24 protein-coding genes are annotated in these 22,474 nt (G+C 51.7%); 17 read left to right on the top strand and 7 right to left on the bottom strand.

The window, feature by feature from the left end:
* Complete coding sequence (nadD, locus tag JQ822_RS01595; RefSeq protein WP_213132005.1) at positions 1 to 642, top strand: nicotinate-nucleotide adenylyltransferase; 642 nt, start codon at positions 1 to 3, stop codon at positions 640 to 642.
* On the opposite strand, the gene cobD is transcribed toward nadD, so the two are convergent.
* On the bottom strand, positions 617 to 1,711 hold the full coding sequence (gene cobD / locus JQ822_RS01590) for a threonine-phosphate decarboxylase CobD (RefSeq protein WP_213132004.1): 1,095 nt from the start codon (positions 1,709 to 1,711) through the stop codon (positions 617 to 619). The genes nadD and cobD overlap by 26 nt on opposite strands.
* 96 nt (positions 1,712 to 1,807) lie before the next feature.
* Here cobD and JQ822_RS01585 point away from each other — a divergent pair, with 96 nt between their 5' ends.
* From JQ822_RS01585 to lipA, 10 genes are all read left to right on the top strand, one after another.
* Entirely contained in the window at positions 1,808 to 2,419 is a 612-nt protein-coding gene (locus JQ822_RS01585) for an adenosylcobalamin/alpha-ribazole phosphatase (protein WP_213132003.1), read from the top strand.
* Positions 2,420 to 2,673: 254 nt separating this feature from the next.
* Positions 2,674 to 2,991, top strand: a complete 318-nt coding sequence (gene rsfS / locus JQ822_RS01580) for a ribosome silencing factor (protein WP_096757898.1) — start codon at positions 2,674 to 2,676, stop codon at positions 2,989 to 2,991.
* A gap of 3 nt (positions 2,992 to 2,994) precedes the next feature.
* Positions 2,995 to 3,462, top strand: coding sequence for a 23S rRNA (pseudouridine(1915)-N(3))-methyltransferase RlmH (gene rlmH, locus JQ822_RS01575; protein WP_213132002.1), 468 nt, complete (start codon positions 2,995 to 2,997; stop codon positions 3,460 to 3,462).
* 30 nt (positions 3,463 to 3,492) lie between these two features.
* Complete coding sequence (gene mrdA / locus JQ822_RS01570; RefSeq protein WP_213132001.1) at positions 3,493 to 5,394, top strand: peptidoglycan DD-transpeptidase MrdA; 1,902 nt, start codon at positions 3,493 to 3,495, stop codon at positions 5,392 to 5,394.
* Positions 5,395 to 5,396: 2 nt separating this feature from the next.
* On the top strand, positions 5,397 to 6,509 hold the full coding sequence (gene mrdB, locus JQ822_RS01565) for a peptidoglycan glycosyltransferase MrdB (protein WP_213132000.1): 1,113 nt from the start codon (positions 5,397 to 5,399) through the stop codon (positions 6,507 to 6,509).
* Positions 6,510 to 6,519: 10 nt separating this feature from the next.
* The gene (gene rlpA, locus JQ822_RS01560) at positions 6,520 to 7,611 is read left to right on the top strand and encodes an endolytic peptidoglycan transglycosylase RlpA (RefSeq protein ID WP_213131999.1); all 1,092 of its coding nucleotides are present in this window, start codon (positions 6,520 to 6,522) and stop codon (positions 7,609 to 7,611) included.
* 142 nt (positions 7,612 to 7,753) lie between these two features.
* Positions 7,754 to 8,965 (top strand): D-alanyl-D-alanine carboxypeptidase DacA, encoded by a 1,212-nt coding sequence (gene dacA, locus JQ822_RS01555; protein ID WP_181618889.1) that lies wholly within the window; start codon positions 7,754 to 7,756, stop codon positions 8,963 to 8,965.
* Between the two features lie 106 nt (positions 8,966 to 9,071).
* Complete coding sequence (gene ybeD / locus JQ822_RS01550) at positions 9,072 to 9,335, top strand: DUF493 family protein YbeD (protein ID WP_003022706.1); 264 nt, start codon at positions 9,072 to 9,074, stop codon at positions 9,333 to 9,335.
* A gap of 114 nt (positions 9,336 to 9,449) precedes the next feature.
* A complete protein-coding gene (gene lipB, locus JQ822_RS01545) occupies positions 9,450 to 10,091 on the top strand; it encodes a lipoyl(octanoyl) transferase LipB (RefSeq protein WP_213131998.1) in 642 nt (213 codons plus the stop codon).
* A 206-nt stretch (positions 10,092 to 10,297) separates the two neighbouring features.
* A complete protein-coding gene (gene lipA, locus JQ822_RS01540) occupies positions 10,298 to 11,263 on the top strand; it encodes a lipoyl synthase (protein WP_213131997.1) in 966 nt (321 codons plus the stop codon).
* Between the two features lie 97 nt (positions 11,264 to 11,360).
* Here lipA and tatE read toward each other — a convergent pair whose 3' ends face one another.
* Positions 11,361 to 11,564: a twin-arginine translocase subunit TatE gene (tatE, locus tag JQ822_RS01535; protein WP_135322698.1), complete on the bottom strand. Its 204-nt coding sequence runs from the start codon at positions 11,562 to 11,564 to the stop codon at positions 11,361 to 11,363.
* 128 nt (positions 11,565 to 11,692) lie between these two features.
* On the bottom strand, positions 11,693 to 12,481 hold the full coding sequence (locus JQ822_RS01530) for a deaminated glutathione amidase (protein ID WP_213131996.1): 789 nt from the start codon (positions 12,479 to 12,481) through the stop codon (positions 11,693 to 11,695).
* Between the two features lie 89 nt (positions 12,482 to 12,570).
* On the opposite strand from JQ822_RS01530, the gene crcB reads away from it, so the two are divergent.
* Complete coding sequence (gene crcB, locus JQ822_RS01525; protein WP_135322700.1) at positions 12,571 to 12,954, top strand: fluoride efflux transporter CrcB; 384 nt, start codon at positions 12,571 to 12,573, stop codon at positions 12,952 to 12,954.
* A gap of 52 nt (positions 12,955 to 13,006) precedes the next feature.
* On the opposite strand, the gene cspE is transcribed toward crcB, so the two are convergent.
* Both cspE and pagP read right to left on the bottom strand, forming a co-directional pair.
* The gene (gene cspE / locus JQ822_RS01520; protein ID WP_000034826.1) at positions 13,007 to 13,216 is read right to left on the bottom strand and encodes a transcription antiterminator/RNA stability regulator CspE; all 210 of its coding nucleotides are present in this window, start codon (positions 13,214 to 13,216) and stop codon (positions 13,007 to 13,009) included.
* A gap of 188 nt (positions 13,217 to 13,404) precedes the next feature.
* Positions 13,405 to 13,968 carry a lipid IV(A) palmitoyltransferase PagP gene (pagP, locus tag JQ822_RS01515; RefSeq protein ID WP_342344222.1) on the bottom strand — a complete coding sequence of 188 codons (564 nt, stop codon included), beginning with the start codon at positions 13,966 to 13,968 and terminating at the stop codon, positions 13,405 to 13,407.
* Between the two features lie 460 nt (positions 13,969 to 14,428).
* Between pagP and dcuC the strand changes: the two genes are divergently transcribed.
* Positions 14,429 to 15,811, top strand: coding sequence for an anaerobic C4-dicarboxylate transporter DcuC (gene dcuC / locus JQ822_RS01510; protein ID WP_213131995.1), 1,383 nt, complete (start codon positions 14,429 to 14,431; stop codon positions 15,809 to 15,811).
* A 145-nt stretch (positions 15,812 to 15,956) separates the two neighbouring features.
* Here dcuC and dpiA read toward each other — a convergent pair whose 3' ends face one another.
* Entirely contained in the window at positions 15,957 to 16,637 is a 681-nt protein-coding gene (gene dpiA, locus JQ822_RS01505; protein ID WP_213131994.1) for a two-component response regulator DpiA, read from the bottom strand.
* Positions 16,606 to 18,267 carry a sensor histidine kinase DpiB gene (gene dpiB, locus JQ822_RS01500; RefSeq protein WP_213131993.1) on the bottom strand — a complete coding sequence of 554 codons (1,662 nt, stop codon included), beginning with the start codon at positions 18,265 to 18,267 and terminating at the stop codon, positions 16,606 to 16,608. The genes dpiA and dpiB overlap by 32 nt, the downstream gene beginning before the upstream one ends.
* Before the next feature lie 389 nt (positions 18,268 to 18,656).
* Here dpiB and citC point away from each other — a divergent pair, with 389 nt between their 5' ends.
* From citC to citF, 4 genes are read left to right on the top strand one after another with little or no spacing between them, the layout of a single operon-like run.
* Positions 18,657 to 19,733: a [citrate (pro-3S)-lyase] ligase gene (gene citC / locus JQ822_RS01495; RefSeq protein ID WP_135322706.1), complete on the top strand. Its 1,077-nt coding sequence runs from the start codon at positions 18,657 to 18,659 to the stop codon at positions 19,731 to 19,733.
* Positions 19,730 to 20,026 carry a citrate lyase acyl carrier protein gene (gene citD / locus JQ822_RS01490; protein ID WP_213131992.1) on the top strand — a complete coding sequence of 99 codons (297 nt, stop codon included), beginning with the start codon at positions 19,730 to 19,732 and terminating at the stop codon, positions 20,024 to 20,026. The genes citC and citD overlap by 4 nt, the downstream gene beginning before the upstream one ends.
* A complete protein-coding gene (locus JQ822_RS01485; RefSeq protein ID WP_213131991.1) occupies positions 20,023 to 20,931 on the top strand; it encodes an aldolase/citrate lyase family protein in 909 nt (302 codons plus the stop codon). The genes citD and JQ822_RS01485 overlap by 4 nt, the downstream gene beginning before the upstream one ends.
* Before the next feature lie 9 nt (positions 20,932 to 20,940).
* The gene (gene citF, locus JQ822_RS01480) at positions 20,941 to 22,473 is read left to right on the top strand and encodes a citrate lyase subunit alpha (RefSeq protein ID WP_213131990.1); all 1,533 of its coding nucleotides are present in this window, start codon (positions 20,941 to 20,943) and stop codon (positions 22,471 to 22,473) included.
* The last annotated feature ends 1 nt before the right edge of the window (position 22,474 follow it).

Below are 22,474 nucleotides of genomic sequence, written 5' to 3'. Positions count from 1 at the left end.
ATGAAATCATTACAGGCTCTGTTCGGTGGCACCTTTGATCCGGTGCATTATGGTCATTTAAAACCCGTGGAAATTCTGGCTAATCTGATTGGCTTGTCACGGGTGATTATCATGCCCAATAATGTGCCCCCACATCGTGCGCAGCCAGAAGCCTCCAGCGCACAGCGTAAACAGATGCTTGAGCTGGCAATCGCTGATAAACCTTTGTTTATTCTGGATGAACGTGAGCTCAAACGAGATACCGCCTCTTACACCGCGCAGACGCTAAAAGAGTGGCGCGAGGAGCAAGGGCCACACGCGCCGCTGGCGTTTATTATCGGTCAGGACTCGCTGCTTACCTTTCCTTCCTGGCATGATTCCGACACCATTCTGGACAATACTCATCTCATTGTTTGCCGACGACCGGGATATCCGCTGGAGATGGCTCAGGCGCAGCACCAGCAGTGGCTGGAACGTCATCTGACCCCAACCCCGGATGACCTGCATAACCTGCCTTGCGGGAAAATTTACCTGGCCGAAACCCCGTGGTTCAATATCTCCGCCACCCTCATCCGCGAGCGCCTGGAACACGGCGAGCCGTGCGACGACTTAATGCCGGATTCCGTACTGGACTACATCAATCAGCAGGGGTTGTACCGCTAAGCGCATAGCGTAATGCCACCAGCAGGCGGTTATTCTCTTCAAATCCACGGACCGCCACCCGATAGTAGCGCGCATCCAACCGCGAATAATTGGCGCAACTGCGGATCAAAATATGCTGTTCCAGCATTGATTTTTGCAAATCTAAACCCGGTCGATCGCAGCGTAACAGACGATAGTTAGCCTGACCGGGAAAGACCGTCAGGCCAGGCAGTTTTTGCAATTGTTGATCAAAGCGACTTCCCTCTTGCTCCAGCCACTCCCACGTTGCCTGCTGATAGGCACTATCGTGGAGAATGATTTCGCCCGCCAGTGCGGCAAATGCATTGATTGACCAGGGCATCTGCCGGCTGCGCAGGTGCGCTACGGCCTGCTCGTTGCTGTTGACCAGATACCCTAATCGCAGCCCGGGTATCGCATAAAATTTGGTTAATGAACGCAATACCCAGATATGCGGATTCTCATACAACAACGGGATGAATCCCTGTTCCCCGGCGATAAAGTCGATGAACGCTTCATCAAGGATCAGCGCGATGCCGAGTTGTTCACAGCGCTGTGCTATCTCCAACAGCAGAGGCTTATCGGGCAACAACCCGGTGGGATTGTTAGGCGTACACAGGAACAGGCAATCCAGGTCCGGGGTGAGCGCGTCGAGAATCGCCCCGGTTAGCTGCCAGCCATCTTCTTCGCACAGCGCAAACTCATGTATTGCACATTCGCCCCATTGCAATGCCCGACGGTATTCCGCAAATCCTGGGGTGACTATCATCGCATGGCGCGGCTTAAGGCTATTAACCAACGTAAAGATCGACTCCGTCTCCCCGTTACCGGCGAGGATCCACGAAGCAGGAATGTGATGATGCTCCGCCAGTGCGGCATGCAGGTGGGCGTAGTCTACGTCCGGATAGTGCTCCGCACGGTCCAAATTGTCGGTAAGCGCGCGTTTTAAGCTTGCTGGCATACCCAACGGGTTAATATTCGCGCTAAAATCCAGCAGTTGCTCAGGCAGGATGCCCAATAATGCGGCGGCTTCCCGGGTATTACCACCATGCGCGCTCTTCAATAAAGACATCGTGCTGCTCCAGGTAAAAAAGGGTATTTTATTGAAAAATCTCTGCGCAATCAGGGCCAACATCATGTTTTGTGCGAATAGCCTCACGAGGAAAAAATGAGACTTTGGTTAGTACGCCACGGTGAAACGGAAGCCAATGTTGCCGGGTTATACAGCGGGCATGCTCCCACGTCGCTAACCGCGCGGGGAGTAACCCAGGCTGAAACGCTGGCAGCGCTGTTACGCAATGTTCCTTTCGAACACGTCCTCTGTAGCGAGCTTGAGCGCGCACGCCATACCACTCAGTTGGTCTTAGCAGGGCGCGACGTTCCGCTACGCATCATGCCCGAACTCAATGAGATGTTCTTTGGCGACTGGGAAATGCGCCATCATCGCGATCTGGCGCGTGAGGACGCAGAAAACTACGCCTTGTGGTGTAACGACTGGCAGAATGCGAGGCCCACCAACGGCGAAGGCTTTCAGGCGTTTTCACAACGTGTCGAACGCTTCATTGCTCAACTTGCTGATTATAAAGATGCGCAGAACCTGCTGGTGGTCAGCCATCAGGGCGTACTCAGCGTGCTGATCGCCCGACTCATGTCAATGCCAGCAGCATCAATGTGGCATTTCCGCGTTGAACAGGGTTGCTGGAGCGCGATTGATTTCTGTGACAATTTTGCGGTGTTGAAAGTATTAAACAGCCGGGCCGTGTGGCATGTGGGGGAGTGAATACGCGGTTTTTTCTGCCGAAGAGCCTCACGCCCATTGACACCCCATGACAGGCTGCTATTCTCCGCAGCCTGACTTTTCCCGCCCTTCAGAGCTTTGCAGAAATTGTTTTACAAAAATGGCGATGCATTCTGTTGCGCGGGGTGGGATGATAGCCCACTTCAAAAACGCTTTCGGAGACATTTGTCCCGATATCGCCTCTGGTTCAGGTATACTAACAGGCGTTTTTAATTATTTTCACCCAGGGGGAACACTTGCAGGGTAAAGCACTTCAGGATTTTGTAATCGACAAAATTGATGACCTGAAAGGTCAAGACATCATCGCCTTAGACGTTCAGGGCAAATCCAGCATCACTGACTGCATGATTATCTGCACCGGCACGTCCAGCCGTCATGTTATGTCTATCGCTGACCACGTTGTTCAGGAATCTCGCGCTGCCGGTCTGCTGCCGCTTGGCGTTGAAGGTGAGAACGTGGCTGACTGGATCGTCGTTGATCTCGGCGAAGTGATTGTCCACGTTCTACAGGAAGAAAGCCGTCGCCTGTATGAACTGGAAAAACTCTGGAGTTAATGCGTGAAGCTGCAACTTGTCGCTGTGGGTACGAAAATGCCTGACTGGGTGCAAACCGGTTTTACGGAGTATCTCCGCCGGTTTCCAAAAGACATGCCTTTTGAGCTAATCGAGATCCCGGCAGGAAAACGCGGCAAGAACGCGGACATTAAACGCATACTCGATAAAGAGGGTGAACAGATGCTGACTGCCGCGGGCAAAAATCGCATCGTCACCCTTGATATCCCCGGGAAACCCTGGGACACGCCACAGTTGGCGGTCGAGCTGGAACGCTGGAAACTGGATGGCCGTGACGTGAGTCTGCTGATTGGCGGACCGGAAGGTCTATCCCCTGCCTGTAAAGCTGCCGCGGAGCAAAGCTGGTCACTCTCTGCATTAACCCTTCCCCACCCTCTTGTTCGGGTTTTGGTGGCAGAGAGTCTGTACAGGGCGTGGAGCATTACCACCAACCACCCTTATCACCGTGAGTGATCATTGAGTCTTGAGTAGATTAAGCAGCGGATGAAACTACAGAATTCTTTTCGCGACTATACGGCTGAGTCCGCGCTGTTTGTGCGTCGGGCGCTGGTCGCTTTTTTGGGGATTTTGCTGCTCACTGGCGTGCTGATCGCCAACCTTTATAATCTGCAAATCGTTCGTTTCACCGATTATCAGACCCGTTCAAACGAGAACCGCATCAAACTGGTGCCCATTGCGCCCAGTCGCGGTATCATTTACGACCGCAATGGTATCCCCCTGGCCCTCAACCGCACCATTTACCAAATAGAAATGATGCCTGAGAAGGTCGACAACATTCAGGATACGCTCGACGCGCTGCGTAACGTCGTAGACCTGACGGACGACGATATTGCCACCTTTAAGAAAGAGCGCGCACGCTCCCACCGCTTCACCTCCATTCCGGTGAAAACCAACCTGACTGAAGTTCAGGTGGCGCGCTTCGCTGTTAATCAATATCGTTTTCCCGGAGTGGAAGTCAAAGGCTACAAACGTCGTTACTATCCCTACGGCTCTGCGCTGACCCACGTCATTGGCTACGTCTCGAAAATTAACGATAAAGACGTTGAGCGCCTGGACAAAGACGGTAAGCTCGCCAACTACGCCGCCACCCACGATATCGGGAAGTTGGGTATTGAACGCTATTACGAAGACGTACTTCATGGCCAGACCGGTTACGAAGAAGTTGAAGTGAATAACCGTGGTCGTGTGATCCGTCAGCTGAAGGAAGTCGCCCCCCAGGCCGGGCACGATATCTATCTGACACTTGATTTGAAACTCCAGCAGTATATTGAGACTCTGCTGGCGGGCAGTCGCGCCGCCGTAGTGGTCACTGACCCGCGTACCGGCGGCGTGCTGGCGCTGGTTTCTATGCCCAGCTACGATCCCAACCTGTTTGTGGATGGTATCTCCAGCAAAGATTATTCAGGGTTACTCAATGACCCCAATACCCCGCTGGTTAACCGCGCAACGCAAGGTGTTTACCCCCCTGCATCCACGGTTAAACCTTACGTGGCGGTATCCGCATTAAGCGCGGGCGTAATTACCCGTAATACCGGACTGTTCGATCCCGGCTGGTGGCAACTGCCCGGTTCTGAAAAACGTTACCGCGACTGGAAAAAGTGGGGGCATGGCCATCTGAACATCACCCGCTCTCTTGAGGAGTCAGCGGATACGTTTTTCTACCAAATCGCCTATGATATGGGGATAGACCGTCTTTCCGAGTGGATGAGTAAGTTCGGCTACGGCCATTATACGGGCATCGATCTTGCTGAAGAACGCGCCGGTAATATGCCCACGCGTGAATGGAAGCAAAAACGGTTTAAAAAGCCGTGGTACCAGGGTGATACCATTCCGGTAGGCATCGGCCAGGGTTACTGGACAGCAACCCCTATCCAGATGAGTAAAGCGCTGATGATTCTTATCAACGACGGTATGGTAAAAGTCCCGCATCTGCTGATGAGCACCACGGAGAACGGTAAACAAGTGCCGTGGGTTCAGCCACATGAACCGCCTGTGGGTGACATTCATTCGGGTTACTGGGAAATCGCCAAAGACGGTATGTACGGCGTGGCAAACCGTCCTAACGGTACCGCACATAAGTATTTTGCCGGTGCACCGTATAAAATTGCGGCGAAATCCGGTACCGCTCAGGTCTTCGGCCTGAAGGCCAATGAAACCTATAATGCCCATAAAATTGCCGAGCGTTTACGCGACCATAAGCTAATGACCGCATTCGCGCCCTACGATAAACCCGAGGTTGCTGTCGCGATAATCCTCGAAAACGGCGGCGCCGGTCCGGCTGTAGGTACCATTATGCGCCAGATCCTTGACCATATTATGTTGGGCGACAACAACACCAATCTGCCTGCGGAAAACCCGGTGGCTGCCGCAGCTGAGGACCAATAATCGTGACGGATAATCCGAACAAAAGAACGTTCTGGGATAAAATACACATCGATCCCACGATGTTGCTTATTTTGCTGGCGCTGCTGGTTTACAGCTCGCTGGTTATCTGGAGCGCCAGCGGCCAGGACATTGGCATGATGGAGCGTAAGGTCGGTCAGATCGCCATGGGCCTGGTCATCATGGTAGTGATGGCGCAGATCCCTCCCAGGGTCTACGAAGGCTGGGCCCCCTATCTTTATATTATCTGTATTATTCTGCTGGTGGCGGTAGATGCCTTCGGCGCCATCTCCAAAGGCGCACAGCGCTGGCTGGATTTGGGCATTGTGCGTTTTCAGCCCTCTGAAATTGCCAAAATCGCCGTCCCGCTGATGGTGGCGCGCTTTATTAACCGTGATGTTTGTCCGCCGTCGCTGAAGAATACCGCCATCGCGCTGGTGTTGATTTTCATGCCGACGCTGCTGGTTGCCGCACAGCCCGATCTGGGGACCTCTATCCTGGTGGCCCTTTCCGGTCTGTTTGTGCTGTTCCTGTCGGGATTAAGCTGGCGCTTAATCGGCGTTGCCGTGGTTCTGGTCGCCGCGTTTATCCCGATACTGTGGTTTTTCCTGATGCATGATTACCAGCGTCAGCGCGTGATGATGCTTCTCGACCCGGAAACCGATCCATTGGGCGCGGGTTATCACATCATTCAGTCCAAAATTGCTATTGGCTCTGGCGGTCTGCGCGGCAAAGGTTGGCTGCACGGTACGCAGTCGCAGCTTGAATTTTTACCCGAACGCCACACCGACTTTATCTTCGCGGTATTAGCCGAAGAGCTTGGACTGGTAGGGATTTTAATTCTGCTGGCGCTGTATATTTTGCTGATTATGCGCGGGCTATGGATTGCCGCACGCGCACAAACCACCTTTGGTCGCGTCATGGCTGGCGGTTTAATGTTGATATTATTCGTTTATGTCTTCGTAAATATTGGTATGGTGAGCGGTATTCTGCCTGTAGTAGGGGTTCCACTCCCGCTGGTCAGTTACGGAGGCTCTGCACTAATTGTGCTGATGGCCGGGTTCGGGATTGTGATGTCGATCCACACCCATAGAAAAATGTTGTCGAAAAGCGTGTAAGGGGTACGCAATGCGTAAGCAGTGGCTTGGAATCTGCATCGCAGCAGGAATGCTCGCGGCGTGTTCGAATGATGATGGTCAGCAACAGGTTGCTGTCGCGCCGCAGCCGGCGGTGTGTAATGGCCCGATTGTTGAAATCAGCGGGGCCGATCCGCGCTTTGAACCTCTGAACCCGACGGCTAATCAGGATTACCAGCGTGATGGTAAGAGCTATAAAATCGTTCAGGATCCCTCTCGCTTTAGCCAGGCCGGACTGGCTGCTATCTATGATGCAGAACCCGGCAGCAATTTAACCGCATCAGGAGAAGCGTTTGACCCGATGCAGCTCACTGCCGCACATCCAACATTACCGGTCCCCAGCTACGCCCGGATTACCAATCTGGCAAACGGCAGGATGATCGTTGTGCGGATTAACGATCGCGGCCCTTACGGTAACGATCGCGCGATCTCCCTTTCACGTGCCGCAGCCGATCGTCTGAATACCTCGAACAATACAAAAGTACGCATTGATCCGATCATCGTTGCGCAGGATGGTTCGTTGTCTGGTCCCGGCATGGCGTGTACAACGGTCGCGAAACAGACTTACGCCCTGCCCTCGCGTCCTGATTTAAGCGGGGGTGGCACAATGCCTTCCGCACCGGACGCAGGCCAGCCGCAAAGCGATATCCGCCCTATCAGTAATTCAACGCTGAAAAGCGATGACGCTTCCGGCGCACCTGTTAACAGCAGCGGTTTCCTCGGCGCGCCAACCACGCTTGCCGCTGGTGTGCTCGAAGGTAGCGAACCGACGCCGGCCCCACAGCCTGTAGCAACGGTCCCTGCAACAGCGTCAGCACCGGTATCTGCTCCGACCGCCGCTACGCCAGTCGCTGCGTCTAATGGACGTTATGTTGTGCAGGTGGGCGCCGTCAGCGAGCAGGCTCGTGCGCAACAGTATCAAAAACGGCTAAGCCAGCAGTTTGGTGTGCCGGGCCGCGTGGTACAAAACGGTGCAGTGTGGCGTATCCAGATGGGGCCATTCGCCAGCAAAGCGGAAGCCAGTACTTTGCAGCAGCGCCTGCAATCCGAAGCGCAATTACAGTCCTTCATCACAGGCGTGTAGTAACGTAAATCAGGCACCCGATCTGTCAATTTCTGTCAATGACGTTAACAAAGTCATGCGGAAAGTCGGATGCCTGCAAGTTACGCATTTGCTATAGTAGGGCACTTTTTTTACTTTCATCACGGACGTCGTAGTTCAGACCATGAAGACCACTTTTTCCGCTCGTTTCGTGCAGCGCATGGCGCTCACCGCGGCTCTCTGCGCAGCCTCTCTCTCTGCTGCTCATGCCGATGACCTGAATATTAAAACCATGATCCCGGGCGTTCCGCAGATCGACGCGGAGTCCTATATCCTGATTGATTACAATTCAGGTAAAGTTCTGGCCGAACAGAATGCGGACACCCGCCGCGACCCCGCCAGCCTGACCAAAATGATGACCAGCTACGTCATCGGCCAGGCAATGAAAGCCGGGAAATTCAAAGAAACCGATCTGGTCACCGTTGGCAATGACGCGTGGGCTACCGGTAACCCGGTATTTAAAGGCTCATCGCTGATGTTCCTCAAACCAGGCATGCAGGTTCCCGTTTCACAACTGATCCGTGGTATTAACCTGCAATCCGGGAACGATGCTTGTGTGGCGATGGCCGACTTTGCTGCCGGTAGCCAGGACGCTTTCGTCGGTCTGATGAACAGCTATGTGAATGCGCTGGGTCTGAAGAACACCCATTTCCAGACCGTTCATGGTCTGGATGCTGAAGGCCAGTACAGCTCTGCACGCGACATGGCGCTGATTGGTCAGGCGCTGATTCGCGACGTGCCTAACGAATACTCTATCTACCGAGAAAAAGAGTTCACCTTCAACGGCATTCGTCAGTTAAACCGTAACGGTCTGCTGTGGGATAACAGCCTGAATGTTGACGGGATTAAAACCGGTCACACCGATAAGGCAGGTTATAACCTGGTGGCCTCCGCAACCGAAGGTCAGATGCGCCTGATCTCCGCCGTCATGGGTGGTCGCACCTATAAAGGTCGTGAGACTGAAAGCAAAAAGCTGCTGACCTGGGGCTTCCGTTTCTTCGAAACCGTGAACCCGCTGAAAGTCGGCAAAGAATTTGCCTCTGAACCGGCCTGGTTTGGTAATACCGATCGCGCATCGTTGGGTGTTGATAAAGATGTCTACCTGACCATTCCGCGCGGTCGTATGAAAGACCTGAAAGCGAGCTATGTGCTGAACACCACTGAACTGCACGCACCGCTGCAGAAAAATCAGGTTGTCGGTACTATCAACTTCCAGTTGGATGGCAAAACCATTGAACAGCGCCCGCTGGTGGTCTTGCAGGAAATCCCTGAGGGCAACTTCTTTGGTAAAATCATTGATTACATTAAATTAATGTTTCATCACTGGTTTGGCTAAAAATTGAACACTTGAAAGTGTGATTTACGTCCCCATATACTAGGTATCCAGATAACTCCCACTCAGCGTGGGAGTTATTATTTTTTGATGTAACGCCGGAGCTGACATGAAAACCAAACTTAACGAACTGCTTGAATTCCCTACTCCATTTACTTACAAAGTAATGGGGCAGGCGTTGCCTGAGCTGGTTGATCAGGTGGTTGAAGTGGTACAGCGCCATGCGCCAGGTGATTACTCCCCAACGGTAAAACCGAGCAGCAAAGGCAACTACCACTCGGTCTCTATCACCATTACTGCTACGCACATTGAGCAGGTTGAAACCCTGTACGAAGAATTAGGCAACATCGATATCGTACGCATGGTGCTGTAAAAACCTGTCGGTTACCCGCTGCATCCTCGCTCGGGTAACCTCTCCCCCCTGTGATATACTTTTTCCCCTCTTTAACATTCTCTACTCTATGTGAGTATCTACGGAGATGCCGTTTTGTATCAGGATAAAATTCTGGTTCGCCAGCTCGGTCTGCAACCTTATGAGCCCGTCTCTCTGGCCATGCACGAATTCACCGATACCCGCGATGAAAATAGTCATGATGAGATCTGGCTGGTAGAGCATTATCCGGTCTTTACCCAGGGGCAGGCAGGCAAAGCAGAACACGTACTGGTGCCGGGTGACATCCCTGTTATTCAGAGCGATCGTGGCGGCCAGGTGACGTACCACGGCCCAGGCCAGCAGGTCATGTATGTGCTGTTGAACCTGAAGCGTCGTAAACTGGGCGTTCGCGAACTGGTTACGCTACTGGAGCAAACCGTGGTGAATACGCTTGCGGAAATCGGTATTGATGCCCACCCGCGAGCCGATGCGCCTGGCGTGTACGTCGGGGAGAAGAAAATCTGCTCTTTGGGATTACGAATTCGTAGAGGATGTTCGTTTCACGGCTTAGCGCTCAACGTGGATATGGATTTGTCGCCTTTCCTGCGTATCAATCCTTGTGGTTACGCCGGAATGGAGATGGCGAAAGTATCGCAGTGGGAGAGTAATGCTACGACCGAGAGCGTTCGCCCCCGGCTGCTGGCCAACATCTTAGCGCTGTTGGGTAACCCACCACACGAGTACATTGCAGACTGAAAATACGGTCATACTTTGCCACGGCAAATGTTGTGGCAAATGGCACAAAACAACAACTATTTTACATTTTGCCAGCCTGTCAGGCTGCTTTCTGGCCCGTTTCAATGATATACTGCGTATCACTAATTCAAAAATAGTTGATAAATGCAACATTCCCTTGAATTGAAACGCTTTCCTTCGTAATTCGCAACTGGAACACGCAAGCTATGAGTAAACCCATTGTGATGGAACGCGGTGTTAAATACCGCGATGCCGATAAGATGGCTCTTATCCCGGTAAAAAATGTGGCAACAGAGCGTGAAGCCCTGCTGCGTAAACCGGAATGGATGAAAATAAAACTGCCAGCGGACTCCACTCGCATCCAGGGCATCAAAGCAGCAATGCGCAAAAATGGCCTGCACTCTGTTTGCGAAGAAGCGTCCTGCCCTAACCTGGCGGAATGTTTCAATCACGGAACCGCAACGTTTATGATCCTCGGCGCAATCTGTACTCGCCGTTGCCCGTTCTGCGACGTTGCACATGGCCGTCCGGTTGCCCCGGATGTCAATGAACCGTTAAAACTGGCTCAGACGATTGCGGACATGGCGCTGCGCTATGTCGTCATCACCTCCGTTGACCGCGACGATCTGCGTGACGGCGGTGCTCAGCATTTCGCTGACTGCATCACGGCTATCCGTGAAAAAAGTCCGTCAATTAAAATCGAAACGCTGGTGCCTGACTTCCGTGGCCGTATGGATCGCGCGCTGGATATCCTCACCGCAACGCCGCCAGACGTATTCAACCACAACCTCGAAAACGTACCGCGAGTTTATCGCAATGTGCGCCCGGGCGCTGATTACAACTGGTCACTGAAGCTTCTGGAACGTTTCAAAGAAGCCCATCCGGAGATCCCGACCAAATCAGGTCTGATGGTGGGTCTGGGCGAAACCAACGCCGAAATCATTGAGGTTATGCGCGACTTGCGTCGCCATGGCGTAACTATGCTGACGTTGGGGCAGTATTTGCAGCCTAGCCGTCATCATCTGCCGGTTCAGCGCTATGTTAGCCCGGATGAGTTCGATGAGATGAAAGCGGAAGCGATGGCTATGGGCTTTACCCATGCGGCTTGTGGTCCGTTTGTTCGCTCTTCATACCATGCAGATATGCAGGCAAAAGGACTGGAAGTGAAGTGATCGTGTAATACTCACTTACATTTCAGCAATAAAAAAACCGGCAAATTGCCGGTTTTTTTCATGCAGAGTATGCAGTATGAGCATCATGCTCCTGATATTACTCTTTATGAGAAAGCTTCTCAGCCTGAACGCTACCATCAGCATCTTTCTTCGCTTCGGCATTTTCATCGTTCATCGCTTTCTTGAAGCCTTTAATTGCCGTTCCCAGGTCTCCACCCAGTGTACGTAACTTCTTGGTACCAAACAGCAGAACGACCAGTGCGGCAACCACCAGCAGTTTGGTAATACTAATCTCACCCATAGATACCTTCTTCACTTAAACCAGGCTGCATAAAGCGCCATATTAACCTGAGAATATTAACGGCCTTTCGACGCGGGCACACAATAGCAATCTGTAACAAGGTGAATCAAGCCTTGTTTAAAAAAACGTCATAATAATTGCGGTGGCGCAAAGCGTCGGTTGCGTAACACCGGAAGTTGCGCCCTGACTTGCCTTACCCGCTCAGCAGAAACCTCGGTGACTATCAGCGTGGGCGTCTCTGCGGCAGCAGCAATCGTCACGCCAAACGGATCGATAACCCGGCTTTGGCCGATATTCTTATTACCGCACTCACCTGCTGCAATCAGATAGCAGGTTGCATCCAGCGCCCTTGCCGCCAGTAGCGTAGCCCAGTGATGCTCTTTTAGCGCGCCCCGAACCCACGCCGCTGGGAGTACCAGGATTTCCGCCCCCTGCAAAGCATGCGCTAACGCCAGTTCAGGGAAGCGTAAATCGTAGCAGGTCATCAACCCTACCTTGAGACCTTCAACGTCCAACAGCGGCGCCACGGCATCCCCTGCATCAACATTACGCGACTCCTGAATCGAAAAGGCATCATAGAGATGTAATTTGGCGTAATGCGCAACAACTCGCCCTTCCCGCAGCGCCACCAACATGTTAAACGCCCGTCCCGGCAGCGAGGGAACATGAATCGTCAGGATCGTTGTCATACCATTCTGCGCGCTCTCTCGCAGTAGCCTCGTCAGAAATCCTCCTTCCAGCAATTGAGCAGACTTCACTGACAGATCCGGGTCGAGATCGTCACGGGCCAGCAACGCTTCAGGCAAGACCAGCAATGAGACGCCCTCACTTGCTGCCTGAGACATCAATGATGCGCACGTTTCGGCGTTTTTCTCCCATGAGGGACCCACGGCAAATTGCCCTGCAGCAACGAACATATTCCCTCCTGAAAAACGGTTAGGCTCGCCAATGATGATTATTCAGCGTTACACTCACAATATATACAATCAAATAGCAGGATTATGCAGTGTTACAACTCCTTTTAGCGGTTTTTATTGGTGGTGGTACCGGTAGCGTAGCCAGATGGCTATTGAGCATGAGATTTAACCCACTTCATCAGGCAATTCCCTTCGGCACGCTGGCCGCAAACTTGATTGGCGCATTTATTATTGGCATGGGACTGGCATGGTTTAATCGCATGACCAACATTGACCCCATGTGGAAGGTATTGATTACAACGGGTTTTTGCGGCGGATTGACCACGTTCTCTACCTTCTCAGCAGAAGTGGTATTTTTACTGCAGGATGGACGCTTTGGCTGGGCAATGGTGAACGTACTGATTAATCTGTTGGGATCTTTTGCTATGACTGCCCTGGCTTTCTGGCTGGTTTCCGCCTCTCCGGCGCACTGAAGACAAAAAAAACCCGCAATTAAGCGGGTTTTGAATTCTTGCTGTCGTATGCTTACAGAGCGGTTACGTTTGCAGCAGAAGGGCCTTTGGCACCGTTAGTGATTTCGAACTCTACACGCTGACCTTCAGCCAGAGTTTTAAAACCATTGGTCTGGATTGCAGAGAAGTGTACGAACACATCTTTGCTGCCATCTTCCGGAGTAATGAAACCGAATCCTTTGGACTCATTAAACCACTTAACGTTACCTTTAATCTTAGACATCAAAATTACCTTTACATGAAAAATAGACACAAATGCTGTGTCGGGTATCAGTACAACAATTGTGATGGACTTTGTCCAGTCGAACTTTGCCAAAAAGTGATAAATGTCGCGTTATTTTTACAGATAACATCATAACGCATTGTTTTTTATTAGCTTTAATTTATCCACTTAACAATACACACCGTTCATCAAAACTGGAAACGCATCCAGGCAAAATAGACATTTCCGTTGTTATACGTACCGGGTATGTAGGTCATCTGGAACGTTGCCGGACCATAACCTATTGATGCCAGTGGCAGTATCACCGGAACAGGAATGTAGTTCCAGTTATCACGCGCAGTGAAACCGGCGGTAAAGCCCAGGCCGGTATGGAAATTCTCATCGGCCAACGGCCGCCAGGTTTTTTCCCAGCCATAGCCACCAATCGGCTCCCATTTATTGTAGGAGTCCTTAAAGGCCATAATATAAAGCCCATGCCAGTTGCCTTTATCATCCCAACGGGACTGACCAAATCCTGCTCCCCACGGGCGTTCGTTGTAGCGATCCGTTTTATCTTTATCGTAGGCAAAGCGCGCATGCCAGGTAATGGCTGGTACATACAGATCATAATGTTCCGGCTGGTGCCAGGTTTCGCTGACATTATCTTTAAAGGTATCAAACCAGCCTTTATCTTCCGCAAGGCTCTGAGGAATAAAGGCTAACTGAATAAAAAGAAATGAAAAAATGAGAATATATCGTTTAGCAACAATCACAACTTAATTACCATCCCGGGATTTAATATTAATTGTAGCAAACACAACCTTAATGATAGCTTAACAAAAAAGCACTTATAAAAAATCAGAATATTCCCTGTATATAGTTCTTAGATCATTCCCCTGTATTTCCTGAGGATTATCAAAAATAGCCGTTTTTTTCTTAGCGCCAATAAATTGCTCTTTTTGTATGCAAAAGTTAAACAAACAAACAATTTATTAACAATAAAAGATCAATGTAATATCAAACAGAATACAACCATAGAATGCTTCACATTTTTTGATTTCAGTATTCCCTGTTCATCCTCTATGTTGAGAAAACGACTCAGCCATTGGTTTAATCCGTATTTTTATTGATTTCAATCAGCAAGGGTTATCCATTTATTAGGCACATTCTCTCACCGTTTTATGCTTTTTTTAGTTTTTTTACTTTCTGGGCGTCAATGTGACAGGGGAAACAATGTTGACATTTATAGAACTCCTTATCGGAGTTATGATTATTGTGGGTGTAGCGCGCTACATCATTAAAGGTTATTCCGCGACCGGTGTACTGTTTGTCGGTGGCCTGGTGTTACTGATTATCAGCGCCCTTATGGGACATAAGGTTCTGCCTGGCAGTGCAGAAAGTACCGGCTACACGGCAACAGACATCGTTGAATACATTAAAATTTTGCTGATGAGCCGCGGTGGCGATCTCGGCATGATGATCATGATGCTGTGTGGTTTTGCCGCCTACATGACGCATATTGGTGCGAACGATATGGTCGTAAAGCTGGCCTCTAAGCCTTTGCAATATATCAACTCACCCTATGTGTTAATGATTGCCGCCTACTTTGTCGCCTGCCTGATGTCACTGGCTGTTTCTTCGGCGACGGGGCTTGGCGTACTGCTAATGGCAACCCTCTTTCCGGTCATGGTTAACGTGGGTATCAGCCGTGGCGCTGCGGCGGCCATTTGCGCCTCCCCTGCCGCCATTATTCTTTCCCCCACCTCTGGTGACGTAGTACTTGCCGCAAAAGCCGCAGAAATGCCGCTGATCGACTTCGCGTTTAAAACTACGCTGCCGATTTCCATTGCCGCCATCATCGGCATGGCGATTGCCCACTTTTTCTGGCAGCGCTATCTGGATAAAAAAGAGAACGTTTCTCACGAAATGTTAGACGTGGCCGAAATCACTACCACCGCACCGTCGTTTTACGCCATCCTGCCGTTTACCCCGATTGTGGGTGTTCTCATTTTTGATGGTAAATGGGGTCCGCAACTGCACATCATTACCATTTTGGTGCTGTGCATGCTTATTGCAGCGGTGCTGGAGTTTGTTCGTGGATTCAATACCCAGAAGGTTTTCTCTGGTCTGGAAGTGGCCTACCGCGGCATGGCAGATGCCTTTGCTAACGTGGTTATGCTGTTAGTTGCCGCCGGGGTGTTCGCCCAGGGCCTGAGCACGATCGGCTTTATTCAGAGCCTGATTTCGATCGCCACCTCGTTTGGCTCAGCGAGCATTATTCTGATGCTGGTGCTGGTTATCCTGACTATGCTGGCAGCGATGACCACCGGTTCTGGTAATGCGCCGTTCTATGCCTTCGTTGAGATGATCCCAAAACTGGCGCACTCTTCCGGAATTAACCCGGCTTACCTCTCGATTCCGATGCTGCAGGCGTCAAACCTTGGGCGCACAATTTCCCCGGTTTCCGGCGTGGTAGTGGCAGTTGCGGGTATGGCGAAGATTTCACCGTTTGAAGTGGTCAAACGTACTTCTGTACCGGTAATGGTCGGACTGCTGGTTGTGATTATCGCAACGGAAGTGATGGTACCGGCAACGTCCGCTCTGATTGGCGGTTGAAACCTGTCTATAAGACCTTGATACACAAAATCATTTAAGCTGCATCAAGGCGGCAAGTGGTGAAATCCCCAGAAGCGTAGATAACGATGTGACTGGGGATGTCTTCACGTAGCCAACAAAGTGACAGCTTAAAGGATGATGTGTATTAGCCGCCGTGATAAATCCGCTGCGGCCGCCCAACCTTCCCGTGAATAATCTCCGCAATAATCAAATGGCGGCTGGCACAGTATTCCAGGTAGCGCCTCGAGGTTGTTCGGCTGATGGTCAGCGCCTGGGCGATGGTTTCTGCAGTATGATGCACCGCCGGATCGGCAAATAACTTCAGCACCGCATTCAGCGTTAAGGCATCAATCCCCGTTGGCAAATCCCCTTTCGGCTCACCGCGCGCATAAGCGTTAAACATTTCATCAATTTGCTTTTGACTGGCGCTGTCATTACCCGCCAACATGCGCCTGCGCTGCTGATAGCGCGTCAACGTCTGCCCCAGTCGTTCGTAGGCAATCGGTTTGACCAGGTAGTCAAACGCCCCGCTACGCACGGCCTCAGACACCGTGTCCATATCACTGGCTGCGGTGGTAAACACCACGCCGCCAGGGTAGCGTGCCTGGGTCAGTTCATGTAGCAGGGTAATGCCCTTACCGTCCGGCAAATAGTTATCCAGAAGAATCAGTCCGGGCTTAAAACGCGCAATCATCATCCGCGCCTGCTCAAGGTTACCCGCCAGCCATATCTGGCTGAAGCCGGGTATATGGCGGATATACTCAGCATGCATTTCCGCCAGCAGCGTTTCATCCTCAACGATCAATAGCGTTAATGGTTCCGTCATCGTTTTTTTTCACTTTCGGAAGAAATAGAGAAAATAAAGTGCCACAAGGGGAGTTATCTTCGAGCGTAATAACCCCATCACAGCGCCTCACATAACTTGCAATCAGATACAAACCGATGCCATGTTCGCCTGGTTCATCGGTACGGGTACTCACACCCTGTTCAAATATTTTTTCACGCAACGCTTCCGGCACACCGCAGCCTTGATCGGCGACTTCAATGATCACTTCGTCCCCTTCATCGCTCAAAAAGAGTTCAATGACCTTATTTCCTTGCTGGGTACGTAAGCTGGCCTCAAATGCATTATCAAGCAGATTGCCAACAATTGCTGCAAACTCTGTGCTATCCAGTCCTTCGGGAAGTTGATGAAGCTGGCTACCGGGGACAATTATCATCTGGAGCCCCAGTTCCCGCGCACGCTGGACTTTACCAAACAGCAAGCCGGCAACCTGACGATCGGCAAATGCGCCGCGCAGGTCATCAATCAGCTGCTGTTGAGCCTGGGACTCGCCCTGGACCATCTCGAGAACTCGATCGTACTCTTTCATTTGCAGCAGGCCATTAATGGTCGACATCCAGTTCAGATGTTCGTGACGCAGCGTTCGCAGACTCTCAACATATTGCTTGATTTGCGTAAGCTGGGCATTGAGGGTGGCTATCTCATCCTTGCTACGAAAACTGATAATCGCCCCCAGTAATTCTTCGCCGGAACGGATAGCCTCCCGATTGGCGATAACGCTCAGCCCATTAAAATTCACCATCGCATCCTGACGTTGTTCCGCAATCTGCTGCGTAAAAAAGTCCGACGGGTTAACGACTTCATCAATCGGTTTCCCCAGCCACTGCCGCCCTGGCGATGGCAGCCCCAGCATTTTACGCGCACTCCGATTGATGGCCGTAATGCATCCATCCAGGTCCACGGCAATCAAACCTTCGTATACTGAGCTAAACAGCGCGTCCTGCTGGCGCACGACGCGAGCAATTTGTTTCGGCTCCATCCCCAACATCTGGCGGCGAATATGCGCGGCAAAAAACCAGGAGAGCAACATCAGTAACAACAACAGCAAAAGAAACACCCCAGCCATCGGCAATAAGAAATCCGATCGCCAGCTGTCGATTTTACTGATCAGGTAGCCTATCGAGACAACGCCAATAATTTTGCCATCATCATCAAAAATGGGCGTTTTAGCGCGCATCGCCGACCCAATAGACCCCGTACCGGTGATAAAGTAGCTTTCCCCGTTTGCCAACGCGCCGGGCTTGGTAAACTGCATTGGGTAGCCAATTTTTTGCGGATTCGGATGGTAGAGACGAATAGAGTTCTCGTCGCCAATCACCACGTAATCGAAATCAGTCCCGCTCTGAAGCTTGTCGGCTATGGTCGCCAGGCGCTTGTAATCGCGATGTTTCACCGCCGTGATGATACTGTCGTTGGAGGCAATGATTTTCGCCTGGTTCATCGCCATATCACGGACATGCGTTGTCAGATAGTCTTCAAAACTGGCGGTAAAATATTTCGCCAATGCGGCAATGATAAAAACGGAAACCACCAGGATCAGCAGGAAAATACGCAATGGGAACGCCAGCTTCCGAAAAAATGAAAACCGCGTTTTATTTTTATGCTGTGACATAATTTTTCCTTACCGACGTTAACCGAAACTTATTTTTCTTTGTATTTGTAATAAAAATGTTTTATTTACAAGTCACGGCATAAAATAGGATCGTTGCAGATTCCCCACTTTAAATCAATTAAACAAATTAAAACCACGCGCTATTTCCGGGTTAAATTAATTAAAAAACTTAAAACCATAAAACACATTAAAACCTTCTAACTTATTGTGAAATAAATCAAAATTTACCTCCAAAATACCCCTTACGATGTATGCAACAGGGAAAAAAAGAAATACTCCGTAATAAAAAAACCTTCCCTTCAATTGCAAACAAAACGTTATCAGGTTGCTAAGCCTGGCAACAAAACCCAAAAACAAGTAACAAATATACCATCAGGACACTTTTTACTATGTTCGGTAATAATATATTCTCGCACGTTAAACGCTCAGAAAATAAAAAGATGGCGGCTATCGCTCAATTTCTGAAAGAGAATGATTTGAGCGTTGATACAACCGTTGAAGTATTTATCACCGTCACCCGTGATGACCGCCTGATTGCCTGCGGAGGCATTGCCGGAAATATCATTAAATGCGTGGCAATCAGCGAAACCGTGCGCGGCGAAGGTTTGGCGCTGACGCTGGCCACTGAGCTCATCAATCTCGCTTATGAGCGGCACTGCACACATCTTTTCATTTATACCAAAACCGAATACGAAACGCTGTTTAAGCAGTGTGGTTTCTCTACGCTGACCAGCGTACCGGGCATTATGGTGCTGATGGAAAACAGCACTACGCGTCTGAAACGTTACGCCGAATCGCTGACAAAACAACGTCGCGAAGGGAAGAAAATTGGTTGTATCGTCATGAACGCCAACCCTTTTACTAACGGTCATCGTTTTCTGATCCAACAGGCGGCAGCCCAGTGCGACTGGCTGCATCTGTTCCTGGTGAAAGAAGATACCTCACGCTTCCCGTATGAAGACCGACTGGATCTGGTGCTTAAGGGAACAAAAGACATTCCGCATTTAACCGTGCATCGCGGATCGGAATACATCATTTCTCGCGCCACGTTCCCGTGCTACTTCATTAAAGAGCAAAGCGTCATTAACCACTGCTACACCGAAATTGACCTGAAAATCTTCCGTCAGTATCTGGCCCCGGCACTCGGCGTCACGCACCGCTTCGTCGGTACCGAACCGTATTGCACCGTCACCTCCCAGTACAACAACGACATGCGCTACTGGCTGGAGACCCCAATGCTCCCCGCCCCACCGATTGAACTGGTGGAAATTGAGCGGCTGTGCTTCCAGGAGATGCCGATTTCCGCCTCCTGGGTACGCAAGCTGCTGGTTAAAAAAGATCTCACGGCTATCGCCCCTCTGGTTCCTGAAGCCACGCTGCACTACCTGCAAAACATGCTTGAGAGAACCTCACCGGGCGCGGTAGTCCGCCAAAATACCCCCGCATTAGCAACAGGTGAAAAATGAAAATAAAGCAGGCAGCCGTCGCAGGCACTCTCGAGTCCGGTGATGTGATGATTCGCATCGCCCCACTCGATACGCAGGATATCGACCTGCAGGTTAACAGTAGCGTTGAAAAACAGTTTGGTGAAGCCATTCGCACCACCATTCTGGACGTACTGTCCCGCTACAACGTACGCGGCGTGCAATTAAATGTTGATGATAAAGGCGCACTGGACTGCATTTTACGTGCGCGACTGGAAGCATTACTGGCCCGCGCCAGCGGCATTCCGGCACTGCCATGGGAGGATTGCCAGTGATTTCCGACTCTTTGCAACAACGTAAATCCCGTACCCGCCGCAGCATGCTGTTCGTGCCGGGTGCCAATGCTGCAATGATCAGCAACTCGTTTATCTACCCGGCAGATGCGCTGATGTTCGACCTGGAAGACTCCGTCGCACTGCGCGAGAAAGATACCGCGCGTCGTCTGGTTTACCACGCGCTGCAGCACCCGCTGTACCACGATGTTGAAACTATTGTCCGCGTGAACGCCCTCGACTCAGAATGGGGTATCAACGACCTCGAAGCGGTCGTTCGCGGTGGTGCTGACATCGTGCGATTACCCAAAACCGATACCGCACAGGATGTCATCGACATCGAAAGCGAAATCCTGCGTATCGAAAACGCCTGCGGTCGCGAGCCCGGCAGCACCGGTCTGCTTGCCGCCATCGAATCGCCGCTGGGTATCACCCGCGCCGTTGAAATCGCCCATGCTTCTGAGCGCCTGATCGGCATTGCGCTGGGTGCAGAAGATTACGTGCGCAACCTGCGCACCGAACGTTCGCCGGAAGGCACCGAACTGCTGTTCGCCCGCTGCTCTATTTTGCAGGCTGCACGCTCCGCAGGTATTCAGGCGTTCGATACCGTCTATTCCGACGCCAACAACGAAGCCGGTTTCCTGCACGAAGCCGCACACATCAAGCAATTGGGTTTTGACGGTAAGTCGCTCATCAACCCGCGCCAGATAGAACTCCTGCACAACCTGTACGCGCCAACGCGCAAAGAGCTGGCGCACGCCCGCCTGGTTGTAGAAGCCGCTGAAGCCGCCGCTCGCGAAGGCCGTGGCGTTGTCTCCCTGAACGGTAAGATGGTCGACAGCCCGGTTATCGAGCGCGCCCTTCTGGTTATCTCCCGTGCAGAACTTTCCGGCATTCGCGAAGAATAAGGCAAAAAAATGACGCAGAAAATCGAACAGTCTCAACGCCAGGATCGCGTGGCGACCTGGAGTCGTCATGCAGAAAGCGACCTTTCCGCTTTCCACAGCAGCGCAAAAGTGGATTTGCAGACGCAAAAACCACGCGACCAAAAGCTGTGCGCTAACCTGGAAGACGCAATACGCCGTTCAGGTCTACAGGATGGGATGACTATCTCTTTCCACCACGCTTTTCGCGGCGGCGATCTGACCATTAACCTGGTGATGGATGCCATCGCCAAAATGGGTTTCAAAAATCTGACGCTGGCTTCCAGCTCCCTGAGCGACTGCCATGCTCCGCTGGTTGAGCACATCCGTCAGGGCGTGGTCAGCCGTATTTATACCTCCGGGCTACGCGGCCCGCTGGCAGAAGAAATCTCTCGTGGTCTGCTGGCTGAACCCGTACAGGTCCACTCTCACGGTGGTCGCGTACACCTGGTACAAAGCGGCGAGTTAAATATTGACGTGGCATTCCTCGGCGTGCCGTCCTGCGATCAGTTTGGTAACGCCAACGGCTACACCGGTAAAGCCTGTTGCGGTTCGCTGGGTTACGCCCGTGTCGATGCTGAAAACGCGAAGCAGGTCGTCCTGCTCACCGAACAACTGCTGACCTATCCGCATAATCCAGCCAGCATCACCCAGGATCAGGTGGATCTGATCGTGCAGATCGAGCAGGTCGGCGATGCCGACAAGATCGGCGCCGATGCGACCCGTATGACTACCAACCCGCGTGAACTGCTGATCGCCCGCAGCGCTGCAGAGGTGATCGCGAACTCCGGCTACTTCAACGAAGGCTTCTCATTGCAGACCGGAACCGGCGGCGCTTCACTGGCCGTGACCCGCTTCCTGGAAGACAAAATGCGCAGCCGCGATATCCGCGCCGACTTCGCACTGGGCGGCATCACTGCCACCATCGTTGACCTGCATGAAAAAGGTTTAATCCGCAAACTGCTGGACGTACAAAGCTTCGATCGTTGTGCCGCTGAGTCCCTGGCCCGCAACCCAAACCACATTGAGATCAGCGCTAACCAGTACGCTAACTGGGGTTCGAAAGGCGCATCTGTCGATCGTCTGGACGTCGTGGTGCTGAGCGCGCTGGAAGTGGATACGAACTTCAACATCAACGTACTGACCGGCTCTGACGGCGTGCTGCGTGGCGCATCCGGTGGCCACTGCGATACCGCCGTCGGCGCTGCGCTGTCGATCATCGTCGCGCCATTGGTACGTGGTCGCATCCCGACTCTGGTTGATAACGTGCTGACCTGCGTAACCCCAGGCTCCAGCGTTGATATCCTGGTCACTGACCACGGTATCGCAGTCAATCCTGCACGCCCTGAACTGGCTGAACGTCTGAAGGAAGCGGGCATGAAAGTGGTATCCATCGAATGGCTGCGCGAACGTGCACAGCAGCTCACCGGTCAGCCACGCGCTATCGAATTTACCGATCGCGTGATTGCCGTTGTGCGTTACCGCGACGGTTCAGTGATTGACGTTGTGCATCAGGTGAAGGAATAAG

It is taken from the genome of Citrobacter sp. FP75 (assembly GCF_018342065.1).
Lineage (GTDB): Bacteria > Pseudomonadota > Gammaproteobacteria > Enterobacterales > Enterobacteriaceae > Citrobacter.
This window is presented reverse-complemented; position numbering and strand designations above follow the sequence as displayed.

What these genes read in the sequence shown, in the direction of transcription:
- nadD (WP_213132005.1), top strand. Translation starts at nt 1, where the DNA reads ATGAAATCATTACAGGCTCTGTTCGGTGGCACCTTTGATCCGGTGCAT.
- cobD (WP_213132004.1), bottom strand. Translation starts at nt 1,711, where the DNA reads ATGTCTTTATTGAAGAGCGCGCATGGTGGTAATACCCGGGAAGCCGCC.
- JQ822_RS01585 (WP_213132003.1), top strand. Translation starts at nt 1,808, where the DNA reads ATGAGACTTTGGTTAGTACGCCACGGTGAAACGGAAGCCAATGTTGCC.
- mrdA (WP_213132001.1), top strand. Translation starts at nt 3,493, where the DNA reads ATGAAACTACAGAATTCTTTTCGCGACTATACGGCTGAGTCCGCGCTG.
- rlpA (WP_213131999.1), top strand. Translation starts at nt 6,520, where the DNA reads ATGCGTAAGCAGTGGCTTGGAATCTGCATCGCAGCAGGAATGCTCGCG.
- dacA (WP_181618889.1), top strand. Translation starts at nt 7,754, where the DNA reads ATGAAGACCACTTTTTCCGCTCGTTTCGTGCAGCGCATGGCGCTCACC.
- ybeD (WP_003022706.1), top strand. Translation starts at nt 9,072, where the DNA reads ATGAAAACCAAACTTAACGAACTGCTTGAATTCCCTACTCCATTTACT.
- lipA (WP_213131997.1), top strand. Translation starts at nt 10,298, where the DNA reads ATGAGTAAACCCATTGTGATGGAACGCGGTGTTAAATACCGCGATGCC.
- tatE (WP_135322698.1), bottom strand. Translation starts at nt 11,564, where the DNA reads ATGGGTGAGATTAGTATTACCAAACTGCTGGTGGTTGCCGCACTGGTC.
- JQ822_RS01530 (WP_213131996.1), bottom strand. Translation starts at nt 12,481, where the DNA reads ATGTTCGTTGCTGCAGGGCAATTTGCCGTGGGTCCCTCATGGGAGAAA.
- cspE (WP_000034826.1), bottom strand. Translation starts at nt 13,216, where the DNA reads ATGTCTAAGATTAAAGGTAACGTTAAGTGGTTTAATGAGTCCAAAGGA.
- dcuC (WP_213131995.1), top strand. Translation starts at nt 14,429, where the DNA reads ATGTTGACATTTATAGAACTCCTTATCGGAGTTATGATTATTGTGGGT.
- dpiA (WP_213131994.1), bottom strand. Translation starts at nt 16,637, where the DNA reads ATGACGGAACCATTAACGCTATTGATCGTTGAGGATGAAACGCTGCTG.
- dpiB (WP_213131993.1), bottom strand. Translation starts at nt 18,267, where the DNA reads ATGTCACAGCATAAAAATAAAACGCGGTTTTCATTTTTTCGGAAGCTG.
- citC (WP_135322706.1), top strand. Translation starts at nt 18,657, where the DNA reads ATGTTCGGTAATAATATATTCTCGCACGTTAAACGCTCAGAAAATAAA.
- citD (WP_213131992.1), top strand. Translation starts at nt 19,730, where the DNA reads ATGAAAATAAAGCAGGCAGCCGTCGCAGGCACTCTCGAGTCCGGTGAT.
- citF (WP_213131990.1), top strand. Translation starts at nt 20,941, where the DNA reads ATGACGCAGAAAATCGAACAGTCTCAACGCCAGGATCGCGTGGCGACC.